Source organism: Bacteroidales bacterium, from assembly GCA_035647615.1.
Lineage (GTDB): Bacteria > Bacteroidota > Bacteroidia > Bacteroidales > 4484-276 > SABY01.
In genome coordinates this window covers 15,903-31,653 of record DASRND010000008.1, presented here as the reverse complement: position 1 = coordinate 31,653, position 15,751 = coordinate 15,903, and the positions used below count along the sequence as shown (strand labels likewise).

13 protein-coding genes are annotated in these 15,751 nt (G+C 47.7%); 3 read left to right on the top strand and 10 right to left on the bottom strand.

The features are described from left to right. Positions 1 to 167: 167 nt before the first annotated feature. The 8 genes from lysS to VFC92_03695 all read right to left on the bottom strand — a co-directional run bounded on the left by lysS (position 168) and on the right by VFC92_03695 (position 8,276). Positions 168 to 1,886, bottom strand: coding sequence for a lysine--tRNA ligase (gene lysS, locus VFC92_03730; GenBank protein HZK07290.1), 1,719 nt, complete (start codon positions 1,884 to 1,886; stop codon positions 168 to 170). An 87-nt stretch (positions 1,887 to 1,973) separates the two neighbouring features. Further along, positions 1,974 to 2,735: a patatin-like phospholipase family protein gene (locus VFC92_03725; GenBank protein ID HZK07289.1), complete on the bottom strand. Its 762-nt coding sequence runs from the start codon at positions 2,733 to 2,735 to the stop codon at positions 1,974 to 1,976. A gap of 201 nt (positions 2,736 to 2,936) precedes the next feature. Beyond that, on the bottom strand, positions 2,937 to 3,350 hold the full coding sequence (locus VFC92_03720) for a tetratricopeptide repeat protein (protein HZK07288.1): 414 nt from the start codon (positions 3,348 to 3,350) through the stop codon (positions 2,937 to 2,939). Between the two features lie 86 nt (positions 3,351 to 3,436). Continuing rightward, entirely contained in the window at positions 3,437 to 4,258 is an 822-nt protein-coding gene (locus tag VFC92_03715) for a 3'-5' exonuclease (GenBank protein ID HZK07287.1), read from the bottom strand. A gap of 80 nt (positions 4,259 to 4,338) precedes the next feature. Next, positions 4,339 to 5,679, bottom strand: a complete 1,341-nt coding sequence (locus VFC92_03710) for a dihydrolipoamide acetyltransferase family protein (protein ID HZK07286.1) — start codon at positions 5,677 to 5,679, stop codon at positions 4,339 to 4,341. A gap of 423 nt (positions 5,680 to 6,102) precedes the next feature. Further along, entirely contained in the window at positions 6,103 to 6,651 is a 549-nt protein-coding gene (locus VFC92_03705) for a hypothetical protein (GenBank protein ID HZK07285.1), read from the bottom strand. 40 nt (positions 6,652 to 6,691) lie between these two features. Next, positions 6,692 to 7,258: an exosortase/archaeosortase family protein gene (locus VFC92_03700; GenBank protein HZK07284.1), complete on the bottom strand. Its 567-nt coding sequence runs from the start codon at positions 7,256 to 7,258 to the stop codon at positions 6,692 to 6,694. A gap of 205 nt (positions 7,259 to 7,463) precedes the next feature. Beyond that, positions 7,464 to 8,276 (bottom strand): hypothetical protein, encoded by an 813-nt coding sequence (locus VFC92_03695; GenBank protein ID HZK07283.1) that lies wholly within the window; start codon positions 8,274 to 8,276, stop codon positions 7,464 to 7,466. 197 nt (positions 8,277 to 8,473) lie between these two features. Between VFC92_03695 and VFC92_03690 the strand changes: the two genes are divergently transcribed. Beyond that, positions 8,474 to 8,659, top strand: coding sequence for a hypothetical protein (locus VFC92_03690; GenBank protein HZK07282.1), 186 nt, complete (start codon positions 8,474 to 8,476; stop codon positions 8,657 to 8,659). A 126-nt stretch (positions 8,660 to 8,785) separates the two neighbouring features. On the opposite strand, the gene VFC92_03685 is transcribed toward VFC92_03690, so the two are convergent. After that, the gene (locus VFC92_03685; GenBank protein ID HZK07281.1) at positions 8,786 to 10,852 is read right to left on the bottom strand and encodes a glycosyltransferase; all 2,067 of its coding nucleotides are present in this window, start codon (positions 10,850 to 10,852) and stop codon (positions 8,786 to 8,788) included. Positions 10,853 to 10,869: 17 nt separating this feature from the next. Here VFC92_03685 and guaA point away from each other — a divergent pair, with 17 nt between their 5' ends. Continuing rightward, on the top strand, positions 10,870 to 12,399 hold the full coding sequence (guaA, locus tag VFC92_03680; protein ID HZK07280.1) for a glutamine-hydrolyzing GMP synthase: 1,530 nt from the start codon (positions 10,870 to 10,872) through the stop codon (positions 12,397 to 12,399). 85 nt (positions 12,400 to 12,484) lie between these two features. Beyond that, positions 12,485 to 14,557, top strand: coding sequence for a LysM peptidoglycan-binding domain-containing protein (locus VFC92_03675; GenBank protein HZK07279.1), 2,073 nt, complete (start codon positions 12,485 to 12,487; stop codon positions 14,555 to 14,557). 222 nt (positions 14,558 to 14,779) lie between these two features. Here VFC92_03675 and VFC92_03670 read toward each other — a convergent pair whose 3' ends face one another. Continuing rightward, positions 14,780 to 15,682, bottom strand: a complete 903-nt coding sequence (locus tag VFC92_03670) for a lysophospholipid acyltransferase family protein (GenBank protein HZK07278.1) — start codon at positions 15,680 to 15,682, stop codon at positions 14,780 to 14,782. Positions 15,683 to 15,751 lie beyond the last annotated feature (69 nt).

The window sequence follows — 15,751 nt, the reverse complement described above, 5'->3', positions numbered from 1 at the left end:
GATTATGAAAAAATTAATCATTCTTCTGTTTTTCGCCAGCCTTGTTTTACAAGGGTCTACACAAAGCTATAGATTCAAAAATGGATTCAAAATTTGAATCCATTAATTCGAGGATTAGCATGCTTTACTGGGGTTTTGCCATTTTGATTAATTCCTCACCTCATCCATCAGCCCTTTTGCCAGACCTCAATTTCTTCGAGCGTTGGAGCGGGTATTTCCAGTTTATTCTTCTTACGATAAACACTTAACTTTTGCTGAATGAGCGCAGGTTTGGCCTGACGTAGTTCGTCGGGTGACGCGATGCCAGCCGGTATGATGTTTTGTGCCCATTGCTCCGGCACGCCCATACGTGTAAAATCATCGCTTTGGGGAACTACTTTTTTCTTTTCGGGACGCATGTGCGGAAAAAACAGCACGTCTTGTATGGAGTTTTGGTTCGTCATCACCATCGCCAGCCGGTCGATGCCTACGCCCAGCCCTGCCGTTGGCGGCATGCCATATTCGAGTGCGCGCAAAAAGTCTTCGTCCAGCAGCATCGACTCTTCGTCGCCACGTTTACCCAGCTCAATCTGGTCTTCAAAACGCTGGCGCTGATCGATGGGATCGTTGAGTTCGCTGAAAGAATTGCACAGCTCCTTGCCATTTACAATGGCCTCAAAACGTTCGACGAGTCCCGGTTTGCTGCGATGCTTCTTAGCCAGCGGCGACATCTCTATCGGATAGTCGGTGATAAAAGTTGGCTGGATAAGCTTTGATTCACACAGAGCGCCAAACATCTCGTCTATAATTTTGCCTTTGCCCATGGTGGCATCCAGTGGGATGTTGAGTTTGTTGGCGGCATCTGCCAATTGCTGCTCGTCCATCTCCGAAATATCCACACCCGAAAAATGTTGGATGGCTTCAAACATTGTGAAGCGTTTCCAGGGTCGTTTGAAGTCGATTTGGTTGTCGCCCACCTGCACTGCGGTGGTGCCGTGCAAATCCAAAGCGATTTTTTCCACCATCTCTTCCACCAGGTTCATCATCCATTCGTAATCCTTATAGGCTACATAAAGTTCTACCTGTGTAAACTCCGGGTTATGAAAACGGCTCATGCCTTCGTTGCGGAAGTCTTTGGAAAATTCATAAACACCATCAAAGCCACCTACGATCAAGCGTTTCAGATATAGCTCGTTGGCGATGCGTAGATAGAGTTTCATGTCGAGCGTATTGTGGTGCGTAGTGAAAGGCCGTGCCGCAGCACCGCCATACAAAGGCTGTAAAATGGGTGTTTCCACCTCCAGGTAACCTTTCTCGTTGAGGAACTCGCGGATGGAGTTCACCATCTTTGAGCGCTTCACGAAGGTTTCTTTTACATGCGGGTTTACGATCAGGTCCACGTAGCGGCGTCGATAGCGCATATCGGGATCGGTGAAGGCATCAAAAATTTTGTCATCTTTCTCCTTCACCACCGGCAGCGGTCGAAGCGATTTGGCCAGAATCACAAGTTCATGCGCTTCTATGGTTGTTTCGCCCATCTTGGTGGTAAACACACGACCGCTCACGCCAATGATATCGCCGATGTCGAGCAGTTGTTTAAATACATGGTTATAAAAAGATTTGTCCTCGCCCGTGCAGATATTATCGCGCTTCACGTAGCACTGGATGCGGCCGGTAGCATCCTGCAGCTCCACAAAAGAGGCAGCACCCATGATGCGGCGGCTCATGATGCGGCCAGCCAGGTGCACATCGTCATAAGTTTTTTTGTCCGGATAGTTTTCGTGTATCTCACTGGCGGTAACGTTTACCGGAAATTCCTGTGCCGGATAAGCATCGATTCCCAATTGTGTGAGCTCGGCAAGCGATTGCCTGCGTATCTGTTCCTGTTCTGATAGATTCTGTGCCATAAGTTTTTAAAAATTTAGGCAAAGATAGAATAACTTCAGCGAGCAGGAAGCCCCGCCGTTGGCACAAATGCTAACGAAAATCGTGGTTTATCGCAGCTTCCCTTCCTCAAGCAGTCGTTTGGTTTCTTTATATCCAATCTGCACGATCTCGTCGATGGCCTGAAAGTCGAACAGGCTGAACTGCGCCAGTTCCGGAGGATCGATCACATAGCGAAATTTCTTCAGGTTGGGTTTTTCATTTTCATAAATGGCCAGGCTGTAGGTGCGTTCGGCCACATCCTTAATCGCTGTCGAGTCATATTCGCTTCTGATGTGATTTACATGGCTGGCGATAGTCCGGCGGCAAAGTTTGGGCAACGGACCAACCGGTTGGTTGTCGGTAACGCCGCCATCCACATACAGGTCACCGTTCATTTCGACAGGTTTAAAAATCAACGGAATTGCAGCCGAAGCGGCCACCGCCACCGCCAGGGAGCCGCTGCTGATAATTTCTGTAATTCCGCGGCTGAAGTTGGTCACCGAAATATACAAGGGTATCTGTAGCTCTTCAAAAGTTTTGATGCCCAACACTTCCTCCAGTTCTTCGGCCAGCTTATCGCTCGAAAGCATGCCTCCGTGTGGCGGAAGCTTCCAGGTGAAAAAGCTGAGCATGCTTGCCTTTTTAAAAAACTCAGGCATCTCCTGCGGAGTAATGCCGGCAGCAAACAACGCCCCAATAATAGCACCCATGCTGGCACCCGCCACCACCTGCGGTCGAATACCCGCCTCTGTGAGCGCCTGCAGTACGCCGATATGTGCAAGCCCGCGTGCCGAGCCTCCGCTAAGGGATATGCCGTACTTTTTTTTCATTAATTAGTTCCCGATAAATTTTAAGTCATATTCAAATTTGCCAGTTTTTATCGCTCCGGATTTTTAAGGTTTTACCATCAATTGGCCTTGATTCTAAACCAATCCTTGTAAAATAACGGGGAAATCAAGCTTTAGCATTATTGTAGTACCTATGATTTTATCCATTGGCAAAGCTACCAAAATCACATGATGATTGATATCTTACCGAAAGATACTGCGCAGCATCAGGATGGAAGTTTTTCCGGGGTCAAGTTTGCGGGCTTTGTTCAGGTCGAGGAGCGCCTGGTAATAACTGCCGCTGGCCTGATGCGACCGCCCGCGGTAGTAGTAGGCGTCGGAATAATTTTTTTGATAATGAAGCGCCACCGAAAAATCGTTGATGGCTTCCTGATATTTTTCTAAGCAGTAGTGGTTGTATCCGCGCAAAAACCAGGCGCTGCTCATGGTAGGCTCCAGATGCAACGCGCGGTTGCAGAGTTCTACGGACGCATCATATTGGTTTTGGCCGTTAAGCTCGATGGCTGCTTTCAGATATTCGCCGGCTTTGTCCTGTGCTGATGTCGCGGTTAGTGCGGCGACGCATAGTATCACGGCAATCAATCCACGTTTTATCATACTTGCTGAATATTATTTTTTTATTAAAAATAAAATGCTGTTTGATAATATTGACGAGCAGCCACACGAAAAGTTACCAAAAGAGTTTATTTCACAGCCGTCCCTTTGTTGAAACTTCTGAGCTTGATGGCTGTAATCACTTTCTTGGTGGAGAGTGGAAAATCCCCTTTCATCATCCAGTCGTAGTAGGAAGACTCACGCGCAAAAACCTCTTCGACACTTTTTCCTTTGTGTTTGCCAAAATTAAAAGTTTCGATCTTCTCATCGTCGTAGATGATGTGCCCAATGAGGTCGGCATTGTTGTGCTGCTCCGAAAACTCGCTCAACGCCCCGATGTCGTTTACCACAGGTTCCGTAATCTTCCCGTTTTTTTCTTCGTATTTGGTGCCGTGGTATTTGTCGAGCTGCGACTTAAGGATTTCGTAGGTAGCCATCGCGTCGGCTTCTGCCGAATGGTTGTTGGTGAGTTCCTGATTGCAGTAAAACCGGTAGGCAGCTTTCAGGGTGCGGGGTTCCATCTTGTGAAAGATATTTTGCACATCCACAAAGCGGCGTCCGCTGAGGTCGAAGTCCACGTCGGCGCGCAGAAATTCTTCCATGAGCAGGGGGATGTCAAACCGGTTGGAGTTGTAGCCAGCCAGGTCGGCATTACCAAAAAACTGCGCCAGCTCGTGGGCGAGCTCCTTAAAGGTAGGCGAATCTTTCACATCCTCATCGCTGATGCCGTGTATTTCGGTAGTAAATGCCGGGATAGGAATGGTGGGATTAACTTTGTGCGTCAGGATTTTCTGACTGCCGTCGGGCATGATTTTCACAATGCTGATTTCGACGATGCGATCCGTTGCTACTTTGATGCCGGTGGTCTCCAGATCGAAAAAGGCAATGGGTTTGTTGAGTTTTAATTCCATGATCTTTTATAAAAAAAAGCTGCCACCATCGTTGTTCTACAACCCCGGGGCAGCTTTTGTATTATTATTTTAATAATTTTCTAAATGCTCATAGTTTCATCGAAGCCTTCAAGGGCGTCGCGCAGGCTTCGCAGGTACATGCCGGCGAGTGCGCCATCTACCACGCGGTGGTCGTAAGCCATCGACAGGATCATAATCTGGCGAATAGCGATGACGTCACCCTGGGCGGTTTCGAGCACCACCGGGCGTTTTTTGATGGCGCCCAGACCAAGAATAGCCAGTTGTGGCTGGTTGATGATGGGCGTGCCGGTGAGGCTCTCGAAACTGCCGAAGTTGGTGACAGTAAAGGTTCCGCCCTGAATTTCGTCGGGATTGAGTTTGTTGTTGCGGGCGCGGTCGGCCAGGTCGTTTACGCGCTTGGCCATGCCGATCATGTTCAGCTCGTCCGCGTCTTTTATCACCGGAACTATCAGGTTGCCGTTGGGCAGCGCGGTGGCCATTCCAATGTTGATACGTTTACGTTTGATGATGCGGGTTCCGTCGAGCGAAGCATTTATCATCGGATAGTCGCGAAGCACACGTGCAGTGGCTTCGATAAATATAGGCGTGTAGGTGATCTTTTGTCCTTCGCGTCTCTGGAAGTCATCTTTCACACTGTTGCGCCAGTTGACGATGTTGGTAACGTCCACTTCAATAAAGGAGGTGACGTGTGGCGAAACCTGCTTCGACATAACCATGTGGTCGGCGATGAGCTTGCGCATGCGGTCCATCTCTACGATTTCGTCGCCTTCGCTGGTAGTTACTTTTGGAGCTTCCATTTTGGGTGCTGCCGATGGAGCTGCTGATGCCTGGCTTTTGGCCGCTGGTGCTGGAGCTGCAGCAGTAGGAGCTTTCTGATTTTTCCTATCGTCGATGTATTGCAACAGGTCATCTTTGGTCACGCGGTCGTCTTTGCCGCTGCCTTTTATTTTTTCCAGTTCCGACAAAGCGACGTTTTCCTTTTTGGCAATGCTTTTTACCAATGGGGAATAAAACCGTGAAGCTGCCGAGAAGTCGCCTGGTTTTTCTTCTGTTGCGGCTTTCTCCTGTTCTACAGGCTGTTCCTTGTCTTCTTTAGGCTCTGCTGCATCCTTGGTTTCCGGGGTGGCTTCTACCTCGTCAGTCGGCTCCTCATCGTCGCCTTCCATTTCGATGATGGCAATTACTTTTCCTACCGGCACCACGTCGCCTTCGTTGTAGAGCAGCTCTTTCATGGTTCCTTCTACCGGCGATGGGATCTCTGAATCCACTTTGTCGGTAGCAATTTCAGCCAGTGAGTCATCCTCGGCAATGGTATCGCCGGGATTTTTAAGCCATTTGGTAATGGTAGCTTCTATAATACTCTCGCCCATTTTGGGCATAATAATTTCAAATTTGGCCATTTAATTTTTCATTAAAATAATAAAACCTAGTTTTTGGCTATTGAACAACGGGACTTTGCAAATGTTCAAGCCCGCCTCAGGCGCAAAAGTACACGAAAAGGCGCTGCTGACGCTGTTAAGTAATATTAAAACAGATTTCCGAACGATGACGGGAATCAACAATAATTTGGGGGTACGATAAATCATTTCTCATGGTTTTCCGGGCTGCCTGCTTGATGGGGATTTTACTTTTCGACAATCTTTATTTTTGTTTCCCGATGGAAATTGGAATCAAACTGTTTTCAGTGTGATGATGATATTCCAAAACTGAAACTTAATTGAATCCTGATCCTGGAAGTTATTGATAAAATTAAACACAGAAAAAAGAATAGCAAAGCCTTGAACCATATGATGAAGGGCGCTCGGTTTTGATCCCGATATCTGTCATTTTTTGGTTCGTTTTGGATGACCACTTTTAACAAAGACAGGATAAAGCATATAATCCTTGATGACGAACACCAGCGCTATGATGTAAAAGCTATCCATCATCATCGTGTAGATGTATTGCTGCACGTCGGAGTTGTAATAGTCCGTGAGCAGGATCATAAAAATAACCTGGATCAAAATAAACAAACCAAAATTGACAAGCATGGATTGCAGCGCATCTTTCCGTCTTAGCACAAGAAACAGGAATATTTGCCACGAAAGTATAATTACAAAGGGCTGCAACAGGCTTCCCGGTTCCTGAGGATAACTGGCTTTGCGTCCGTCGATACGGGTAAATATTTTAAACTGGTAGCCAGCTTCATATTCCGTTGTTTTTTCGATTTCAATGTGCGTATCTGCTTTCAAATTGCTGACGACGGCATTGGTGGTTCCAACGAGCACTTTTGCATAAGCAGTTTCAAGGCCGGCCTGCCATCCCACAAAGACAAGTAGCGAAATGAGCAGCAGCATAACGATTCTGCCCGGAGTAGAGGTTAAAATGGCCATGTTGTATTTTCTTAAGCTGGTTTGTAATTGGTTTTGTTTTTCACCTCTTTGCAATGCCTTTGTACCGCCAGGCCCAGATCAGGAAAACCATAAAACCAAATAGGATGTTCCAAAAATAGTCGTGGATAAAATGAAACCATTCTGCTGACTGATTTCCTATGAATCCCATGGTGACAAAACGCAGGTTATTCAAAATAAAAACTGCACTTAGAAAGATTACCAAAGTGAGTATTCTTTGGCTCCAACTTACGGGCGAGAGCAAGCTGAGGTAAAAAACGAAGATGTAAAAATTGTAGGCGGTACACTCCATCACGATTTGCATGGTGTAACCATCAACGGTAATGTTTGGGAAGCTGCGGCTCTCGACAGGGATAAACAACAGCTTTCCGAATGCAAGCGCCGAGTCAAGCGTGAAGCTGATAAAAAACTGCGCCACGCCGTCCCTGATTGCGGGCAGATGCAGGATGGTGAGCGTGACCAACCACAGCAGCACGGCCAGAAGCAAAGGCATAAAACTACGCCAGAATTTTTTGATATGCTGCTTCTTTGCCAGCTTTTCGTGTGCGCCCGCTTGTTGTTTCTGTTTTTTCGTTCGTTTTTCCGACATGCCGGCAGGTTTCAGTTTCTTAAAAGTTCAGAATTATCGTAGTAATAAAAAGTTTAAAAAAGATTATCCGCACCCTTACATCTGGCTAATCGCGGCCAAAAATAAAATATTTCCACGGATGCCGAAGGTTTCAAAATCAAAACTTGCAAGCACAAAAAAAGCCGCTCCCTGCGAAGCGGCTTTTACCAATCATCTTTTCAGTTTTTTAAAATATGGACCTTCTGAAGCGAACCACCAGAAAGGTAACCATCAGCAACAAGCCGAAACCCAAAGCCCAGTTGGTGAGGGGAACAGAAGGTGCCACGGCTTCAAAAAGATTTTCAAACAATTGCTGCCTGTTTGCTGCTGGTGGGGTGTCAGTAAGATAGCCCAAAATGATGGTTTTACCTACATTACCCCTCACAATGGCAGCATCACCATTCGCAAAGGTTGCCAGTACCTCTGCACCTCCGGTAGTGGTAAGCCCTGTGCTAAATACAGTCCAACTATGTTTAACCAGAGTAATAGGGTTTGGAAGGTTCGTTTCAATCGAAGGATCAAGATTCATAATTGTTTGATTTTCATTACCCATGAAGCTGGCTTGAAAAAGAATGGCAAAGTCATTGTCGCTCTGCCAGTCATTGAAAACGACAGCTCCTCCTCCGGCAATATAATTGGTAAGCGCGGATAGTAAACCTGGTTTCCAGCTTCCCCAAGGATCGTTCTGATTAAAGCCAACAGCTAAACCATAACTACCGGAATTCAGCTTACTACTGAAATCATACCAATCGGTTGCAACTTTAACTGTGTAGCCCAGGCTGACCAATGCTTCAGGTATCTTTCCGTCTTGGACTTCAAAATCAATGAAAAGAAGTGCATCCTGGGCACCCTTTACTGAAGATGGAATGACCTGGCCATAATACTTTGCAAACGCATTGGTTGAGCCTTGCGGTCCATTTTTTTCGTTAGCAAATAAGGTCGCAGCATAAACCATAAAAAGCACTACTACCAGTGAAATTTTTAATACTCTTTTTTTCATAATTTTAGATTTTTAATAAATAAATGAGAACGTTAAGTTAATTTGAATCGGCAATGATAATCCTACCCTGGGTAGAAACAAAGCAATTGTTGACGTTCTAAAGCCTAGAACTACAATTTCATTTTTAAAGCGCGAGTTTCCAGTCACTTCAGATTTGCCGTTTTAATACTAAAACCCTTACAACAACGAACAGGCTGATGAACGTGGCTTATTCCGTGCTTTTCAATGGTATTTTAGGAGCAGAATCTGCCTTCTGCGACTTATTACACCGAAGAAATGAAATATCGGAAAAAGCCTGGCTCGCCTTTGTGGTGGTGGCTGCGATTGCTGTGGTGGCTGCGGTGGCTGAGCTTGTCGAAGGAAATATCGGAACAACGAATTAATTACACAGTGTTACTCTGTGTAAAACCCAGTGTTACACTGTGAAGCTTTAAATTCCAATGAACTTGAGCGTAGCCCCGGCCCTTCGGGGAAATCTCGGGAGTTTTGATATTCGGAAAGAAAACAATCTAACTCCCCAACTTCCTATATCCTTTTGTAATAATGTCGAGGTCGGTTTTTACTTTGTAGTCGCGGGCGTAGAGCAGGTTGAGCCGCTCCAGCGTTTCGTTGCTCAGGTTATCGATGGCCAGTGCATTGGCCGGGTTGAGCACGCCGCGCTTAATCCCGGGAAGGCGGGCGTTTTTGTCGTTGGCGGTAGGGCAATATCCCACCCAGGTTTTGCGTGCAAAAAGCACCATAACAATGTTGGCGAGGAAATGTGCCGGGCGCTTCACCATAAAAACCAAAATGGGCAGCGCGGAGATCATCACCAGACTTATCATCACATCGAGCAGGCGTTTGTTGCGCCGGTTGGGGTAGGTGCCGATAGGATTGATCTCCATGGTGTAGAGGTCGCCGGCCGTATTTATAGAGTTGCTGCCGATGAGTGAAAGGCTTTCGGGCGGCGCTATTTTAAACTCTACCTGCAGCGATTGCAGCTCAGTCATTTTATCGATGATGCTGCGCGACGTGATGCTTTTGGCGCAGAAGATAATCTCGTTGATTTTATAAATGTTGGCAATATCCTCAATCTCAGCTATCGAGCCGGTAAAGGCACTGTCGGTGGTGGGTTGCGGGCTCACCAATCCGATAAAAGCCGGCTGCATCTCGATGGTGCTGAGCAGCTTTGCCACACGTTCGGCTTCGTCGCTGTCGCCCACCACCAGGTAGCGTTTGTTGTGGGTAAGGCCGACCTTGAAATCCTGAAATCCAAGCATTCTAAATATCAGTCGCGTTCCCGTCATGGCAATATATCCCCACAAGGCGCCCAGAAGAATCACCGCCCGCGAAAACCGCATCGACTCATCCAGCAGGCTGTAGATGACGAGGATGGCCACCGTGCCGGCAAAGAGTCCTTTGAAAATCCTGAAAAAGTTGATGGGCTTGTCGTAGCCGCCCGACATATAAACCGAGATGAGCCACACAACGATGTAAGCCGGCAGCGCCACCAGCAGGAATTCTGGCGGGTAGTCGCCACCCTCTTTAAAAACCACCGAATGCGCCCAGTAGTTTTGTATAAAATAGATGCCCGCATAGATCACCACCGCGTCGAGCAGCGGCAGCATGATATTTTTGAGCATGCGCCGCAGTATCGAAAGGAAGGCCCGGAAATAGATGGCCATGTTGATGAGCAGCGAGAAAAGCCAGGCATTTTTCTGTGAGAAATGCTGGCGCGCAAAAATGATCATCGCTTTGTAAAACACCAGCACGTAGTTGATGCTGCTTTTTTTGGTGCTCTCGCCCTTATAATGAATGATGCGCGTATGCGGAAAATAGTAGTTGCGAAAGCTACCCTTCGTGATGCGGTACGACAGGTCGATGTCTTCGCCATACATAAAGTACGACTCGTCGAGCAGCCCCACCTTGTCGAGGGTGGTGCGCCGCAGCAGCATGAAGGCGCCGGAAAGCACATCCACACTATGTACCTCGTCGTTGCTGAGATAGGTAAGATGATATTGGCCGAAAGTTTTGGAGCGCGGAAACAAGGCTGCCAGGCCAAAGATTTTGTAAAAGGCAACTGCCGGTGTGGGAAGCCCGCGTTTGCTTTCGGGCAGGAACTTTCCTTTGCCGTCCACCATTTTTACACCCAGCCCGCCGGCGTCGGGATGATCATCCATAAAAGCAGTGATCTTTTCGAAAGTGTCGTCTTCCACCACCGTGTCGGGGTTGAGCAGCAGGATGTATTCGCCTTTTGCCTGTCGGATGGCCTGGTTGTTGGCTTTGGCAAAACCAACGTTTTGCTGGTTGTCGATAAGTATTACCTGCGGAAATTTCTCTCTGACCATCTGCACTGAGCCGTCCACCGAGCGATTATCCACAACAAAAACCTCCGTCTCCACATGCTCCGAGGCTTTGAAAACAGAGTGCAGGCATTGCTCAAGAAAATATTTTACGTTGTAATTAACAACTACTATCGACAGCTTCATCCGGCGCGGTTCCCTTGTATTTTGATTAGAGGGGCAAAGATAAAAACAAACGCCGAACAGGAGTTCTTTTTCGGTGGCAACCTTTTTTTGCACGCTACGATGGTGCATTTTTCTACTTTTGCTGCATGCAACAGAAAATACTTATTCTTGATTTCGGATCGCAATACACACAGCTCATCGCGCGGCGTGTGCGCGAGCTGAACGTTTATTGCGAGATTTTTCCTTACAACAAAATTCCAGACCTTGCCGGGGTTGCTGGGGTGATTCTTTCCGGTAGCCCACGCTCGGTGAACGATGCCGATGCTCCGGCGCCCAATCTGGAGGATATCCGTCAAAAGAATATCCCGATTTTGGGAGTTTGCTACGGCGCACAATGGATGGCGCTAAAGGCTGGTGGCTCGGTGCAGCCCACGGCAACCCGCGAATATGGCCGCGCCAATCTGATAAATATCGACAAGCAAAATAAATTGCTGCATGGCATTACTGCAGGTAGTCAGGTGTGGATGTCGCATGGCGATACCATCCTGAAACTTCCCGATCAGTTCAAAGTTATTGCTGGCACGCACGACGTGGCTGTGGCCGGATATCAGATTGGTAACACGCCGGTGTTTGGCATTCAGTTTCACCCCGAAGTTTATCATTCTACCGAAGGCATGACGCTATTGCGCAATTTTGTAATCGACATCTGTGGCTGTGCGCCCGACTGGACGCCGGCATCATTTGCGGAAGCGACTATAAAAGAGTTGCGCCAGAAACTTGGCAAAGACAAAGTGGTGTTGGGATTGTCGGGCGGCGTGGATTCGTCGGTGGCGGCCATATTGCTGCACAACGCCATTGGCACACAGTTGCATTGCATATTTGTAGATAACGGATTGCTTCGCAAAAACGAATTTGTGACGGTGCTCGAAGCATATCGGGGCATGGGATTGAACGTAAAAGGCGTGGATGCTGCCGATCGTTTTATGGCCGCTTTGCGCGGATTGAGCGATCCGGAAGAAAAACGCAAAGCCATCGGCGGCACTTTTATCGAAGTGTTCGACGACGAAGCGCATAAAATTCAGGATGTGAAATGGCTGGCGCAGGGCACTATCTATCCCGACGTAATCGAATCGGTGTCAGTAAACGGGCCTTCGGCAACTATAAAATCGCACCATAATGTGGGCGGGCTTCCTGACTTTATGAAACTCAAAGTGGTGGAGCCGCTAAATACACTTTTTAAAGACGAGGTGCGCAGGGTAGGAGCGGAGCTTGGATTGAAGCCGGAGATTTTGCACCGGCATCCCTTTCCGGGGCCTGGGCTGGGTATCCGCATTCTGGGCGAGGTAACTCCCGAACGTGTCCGTGTGCTGCAGGAAGTCGATCATATCTTTATCGAATCCTTACGCTCGCATCAGCTTTATGAAAAAGTGTGGCAGGCGCTGGCGGTGTTGCTTCCCGTGCAGTCGGTGGGCGTGATGGGCGACGAACGCACCTACGAAAATGTGGTGGCGTTGCGTGCCGTCCAATCTACCGATGGCATGACTGCCGACTGGTCGCAGTTGCCTTATGATTTTTTAGCCAAAGTTTCCAACGACATTATTAATAAGGTAAAAGGGGTAAACCGCGTGGTGTACGATATCAGCTCTAAACCTCCCGCCACCATCGAATGGGAATGATTTCGCGCAAAGCGGAAAATAATTATCTGCGAAAGCAGTTTCTGTTTTTGATTATTAAATGGTTGTTTATAAAAAAATATTCTTTATGAAGCTGTCACAGGTTGCTGTAATGTTGCTCGTCATGCTGCTTCCCGCTGCTGCGATGGCGCAAAACGGGCAGGAGGTCGTTCGTTCTAATGTATCGGAGACCATCAACGGCACAGAATATTATCTGCACAAGGTAAAACAGGGCGAAACGCTTAGCGCAATTTCAAGGGCTTATCACGTTACGCTCGACGTCATCCGCAACAGCAACTTTGGCATCGGCGATGGCTTGCAGCCGGGGCAGATTATAAAAATTCCGGTTTCACCGACGCCCAAACCACAGGACGAAGCGCCAACAAGTATCCGGTATCATCGCGTGGCTGCCAGAGAAACCATTTACAGCCTCACGCGTCAGTACAATGTGAGCGAGGAAGCTTTGCGCAAAGCCAACGACGGGCTAACTGGCGGGCTGATGACGGGAGCTGTGATAAAAATACCGCTGCCGGAAACGGAAATTTTGCTGCAACAGGAAAAACCTGAAAAGAATTATTTCGAATACCAGGCCAAAAGCAAAGAATCTGTTTATCCGCTGGCATTGCGCTACCGTGTAAGCGTGGATAGCATATTTGCTTACAACCCTGGCCTGGACGATAATTTGCAAAGCGGACAGATCATCCGAATTCCTAAAACACCTACGCTTGCCAACTTTGTGACGCATCAAATACAACGCAACCAGTCGGTAAATAAGCTGGCGCGCAAATACGAAATCGACGCCGACGCCATCCGCCAGATAAATCCCTACATCGCGCGTCGGTTGCAGGAGGGACAAGTACTTCGCATACCGCTGCCCTTTATCAAAACAGAAAAAGAGCCGGCAATAGACAGTCTGGCGATGCTCGAACTGGAGCGCCTTAAACACGAAGCTGCCACCATGTCGCAGGAGCAAAGCTGCCACCAGATGCGCATGATGGGTGATTACAAAGTAGCGCTGCTGCTGCCGTTTGATTTTGCCACAGTGGATTCTGTGATGGCCTCCCCGGCTAGCTACATCGACGATCCTAACCCACGTTTTTTAAAACCTTTTGCTTTTATCGAGTTTTACGAAGGCTTTTTGATGGCAATCGATTCGCTCGAAAAAGTGGGGCTAAATGTTGAGGTTTTTGTGTACGACGCTCCCAACAGCGTGGCAGCAACGCAAAAGATTATCGACAATCCGGAGCTTCGGCAAATGGATCTTATTATTGGGCCTGTGTATAGCAAAAGTTTTGAGATGATGGCAGATTTTGCGCATGAGCACCAGATTCCGCTTGTCAATCCTTTTTCGGTGCGCGAAGAAGTTACCATGGGCAATCCTCACGTTTTTCAGGTGCAGCCGGTGCAGTCCGATCAGGTAGAGGCGCTTACGGATTATCTGAACCTCCATTTTCCGAAAGCGCAAATATTTCTTACCAAACACAACGAATACCGCGACCAGCAGGGCTTCGGAAATATTAAATCATATTTCAGCCAGCATCTTGCGCCCCGTCCTTCGGGCGGTGAGCTTTTCTATTCGTTCTTTTATAATAGCGACAACATGAACGTTTTTAAAAAGCAAGCTGCTGTGAATAATGATAACGTTGTGGTGGCTTTTACTACCAACAAAGTTTATATTATGGAGCTGCTGCGGGCGCTCAACGAAATGCGCAACCAATACAACATTACGTTGATAGGAATGCCCGACTGGCTGGCTATCGAAGGGCTGGATATGGAGTACCTCAACAACCTGGATGTACATTATCTGGCCAAAGAGTATGTGGATATGCACGACAAGGTGGATCGGGAATTTGCCAAAAGTTTCCAGCAGCAATACAATGCTGAGCCTGGTGAATTCGCCTGGTCGGGATACAACACAGGCATTTATTTTATGAGCGCGCTGATGAAATATGGCAGCAGTTTTATGCCTTGTATTCGCTACTTCGATATGGAGCTGCTCAACATGGGCTACGACTTCGAGGCTGATGGTAACAATGGATTCCGCAACAAAAACTGGAAGGTTGTCAGGATGAGCAATTACCGTTTGCTGGATGTTTCGACGCCTTTGCCACGCTACGATTTCTCCCGCCCGGTTGAGCCGTGGCTCAATTCAGAGAGGTAGAAAGAACACTGGTTAAGACTCCATTTAGTAAATCATCCCCTTTATTTTTAATTGTTGAATTTCCTGATTGTATTACAAAAAGGGAAATGCCGGATTACGCTCTTCGTCTCATTTTTCTTTACTTCAAAATTCATTTTCGCACGCGCGGAATTCTGTGGTTCGATATTCCTCTTAGCTCTTCGCGCCATGCGCCCTACTCTATGTGCCCAGCGCCATTCCTACCTACTTATCACTCTCATCTTCCTCCCTGATTCTAAACCTATCCATTTTCCATCGTTTGTGCGACCAGAGCCAGTTGCCGGGATCGTGGCGGATAATCTCTTCGAGGCGGTGTGCATAAGCCTGCGTGATAGATTCGGGCGGCGCACTTTGCGGATTCCCTTCGAGCAGCGAGAGCTCCAAAGTATAAAACCCACGTTTTACACGCTGGATGTCGGCAAAGATTACCGGGAGGTTGTGCTGCTTTGCGTGCTTTTCAGGACCATTGAGGAAAGCGGTTTTTTGTCCAAAGAAATCTACCCAGATGGCTCTGTCGGGTTTAGAGGGGCTTTGGTCGGCAGCCATGATAAAGATAGAATCGGTGTCACGTAATTCATCAAAGGTGCGGCTCGTAGCATGTGTAGAAGCCAGCAAAGTTCCGGTACGGGAGCGGTTGCTCCGGATGCGCCGGTCGAGATAAGGGTTGCTGAGTGGCGTGTAAAAAGCCACAAACTGAAAATCTCTTTTTTGCACTGCCGGCGCCAGCGCTCCCCATTCCCAGTTGCCGTAATGACAGGGCGTAGCTATGAATGATTTGGATGTTTCAGAAAGCTGATCAAGAAGTTCGGGATTCAGGACACGATGCCGCCGCACCAACTGCCGCTTACTCATCGTAAATACTTTAAACCCTTCCACCATCACATCCGTAAGGTTTTTGTAGGCCGCCGTGGTGAGGTCATCTATCTCATCCGCTGACCTGTCGAGGAAACAGCGGCGCAGGTTGCTTTGGATAACAGATTTGCGGTAACCGAAGACGTGTTGCAGAAAAAAACGCACGACATCCGAAAAAATGTAGAGCACCCGAAAAGGTAAAAGACTTATTAAGATGATAAAAAACCAGGCGATGCCAGTAAGGATGAGATTCATGGCGCGAAAGTAAACGTATATTTCTTTTGACTGTACATTTATTAACGTTCGCCGAGTTTTTATCCATTC

What these genes read in the sequence shown, in the direction of transcription:
- VFC92_03685 (HZK07281.1), bottom strand. Translation starts at nt 10,852, where the DNA reads ATGCACCATCGTAGCGTGCAAAAAAAGGTTGCCACCGAAAAAGAACTC.
- VFC92_03695 (HZK07283.1), bottom strand. Translation starts at nt 8,276, where the DNA reads ATGAAAAAAAGAGTATTAAAAATTTCACTGGTAGTAGTGCTTTTTATG.
- VFC92_03675 (HZK07279.1), top strand. Translation starts at nt 12,485, where the DNA reads ATGAAGCTGTCACAGGTTGCTGTAATGTTGCTCGTCATGCTGCTTCCC.
- VFC92_03720 (HZK07288.1), bottom strand. Translation starts at nt 3,350, where the DNA reads ATGATAAAACGTGGATTGATTGCCGTGATACTATGCGTCGCCGCACTA.
- VFC92_03690 (HZK07282.1), top strand. Translation starts at nt 8,474, where the DNA reads ATGAACGTGGCTTATTCCGTGCTTTTCAATGGTATTTTAGGAGCAGAA.
- VFC92_03670 (HZK07278.1), bottom strand. Translation starts at nt 15,682, where the DNA reads ATGAATCTCATCCTTACTGGCATCGCCTGGTTTTTTATCATCTTAATA.
- lysS (HZK07290.1), bottom strand. Translation starts at nt 1,886, where the DNA reads ATGGCACAGAATCTATCAGAACAGGAACAGATACGCAGGCAATCGCTT.
- VFC92_03700 (HZK07284.1), bottom strand. Translation starts at nt 7,258, where the DNA reads ATGTCGGAAAAACGAACGAAAAAACAGAAACAACAAGCGGGCGCACAC.
- VFC92_03715 (HZK07287.1), bottom strand. Translation starts at nt 4,258, where the DNA reads ATGGAATTAAAACTCAACAAACCCATTGCCTTTTTCGATCTGGAGACC.
- VFC92_03725 (HZK07289.1), bottom strand. Translation starts at nt 2,735, where the DNA reads ATGAAAAAAAAGTACGGCATATCCCTTAGCGGAGGCTCGGCACGCGGG.
- VFC92_03705 (HZK07285.1), bottom strand. Translation starts at nt 6,651, where the DNA reads ATGGCCATTTTAACCTCTACTCCGGGCAGAATCGTTATGCTGCTGCTC.
- VFC92_03710 (HZK07286.1), bottom strand. Translation starts at nt 5,679, where the DNA reads ATGGCCAAATTTGAAATTATTATGCCCAAAATGGGCGAGAGTATTATA.
- guaA (HZK07280.1), top strand. Translation starts at nt 10,870, where the DNA reads ATGCAACAGAAAATACTTATTCTTGATTTCGGATCGCAATACACACAG.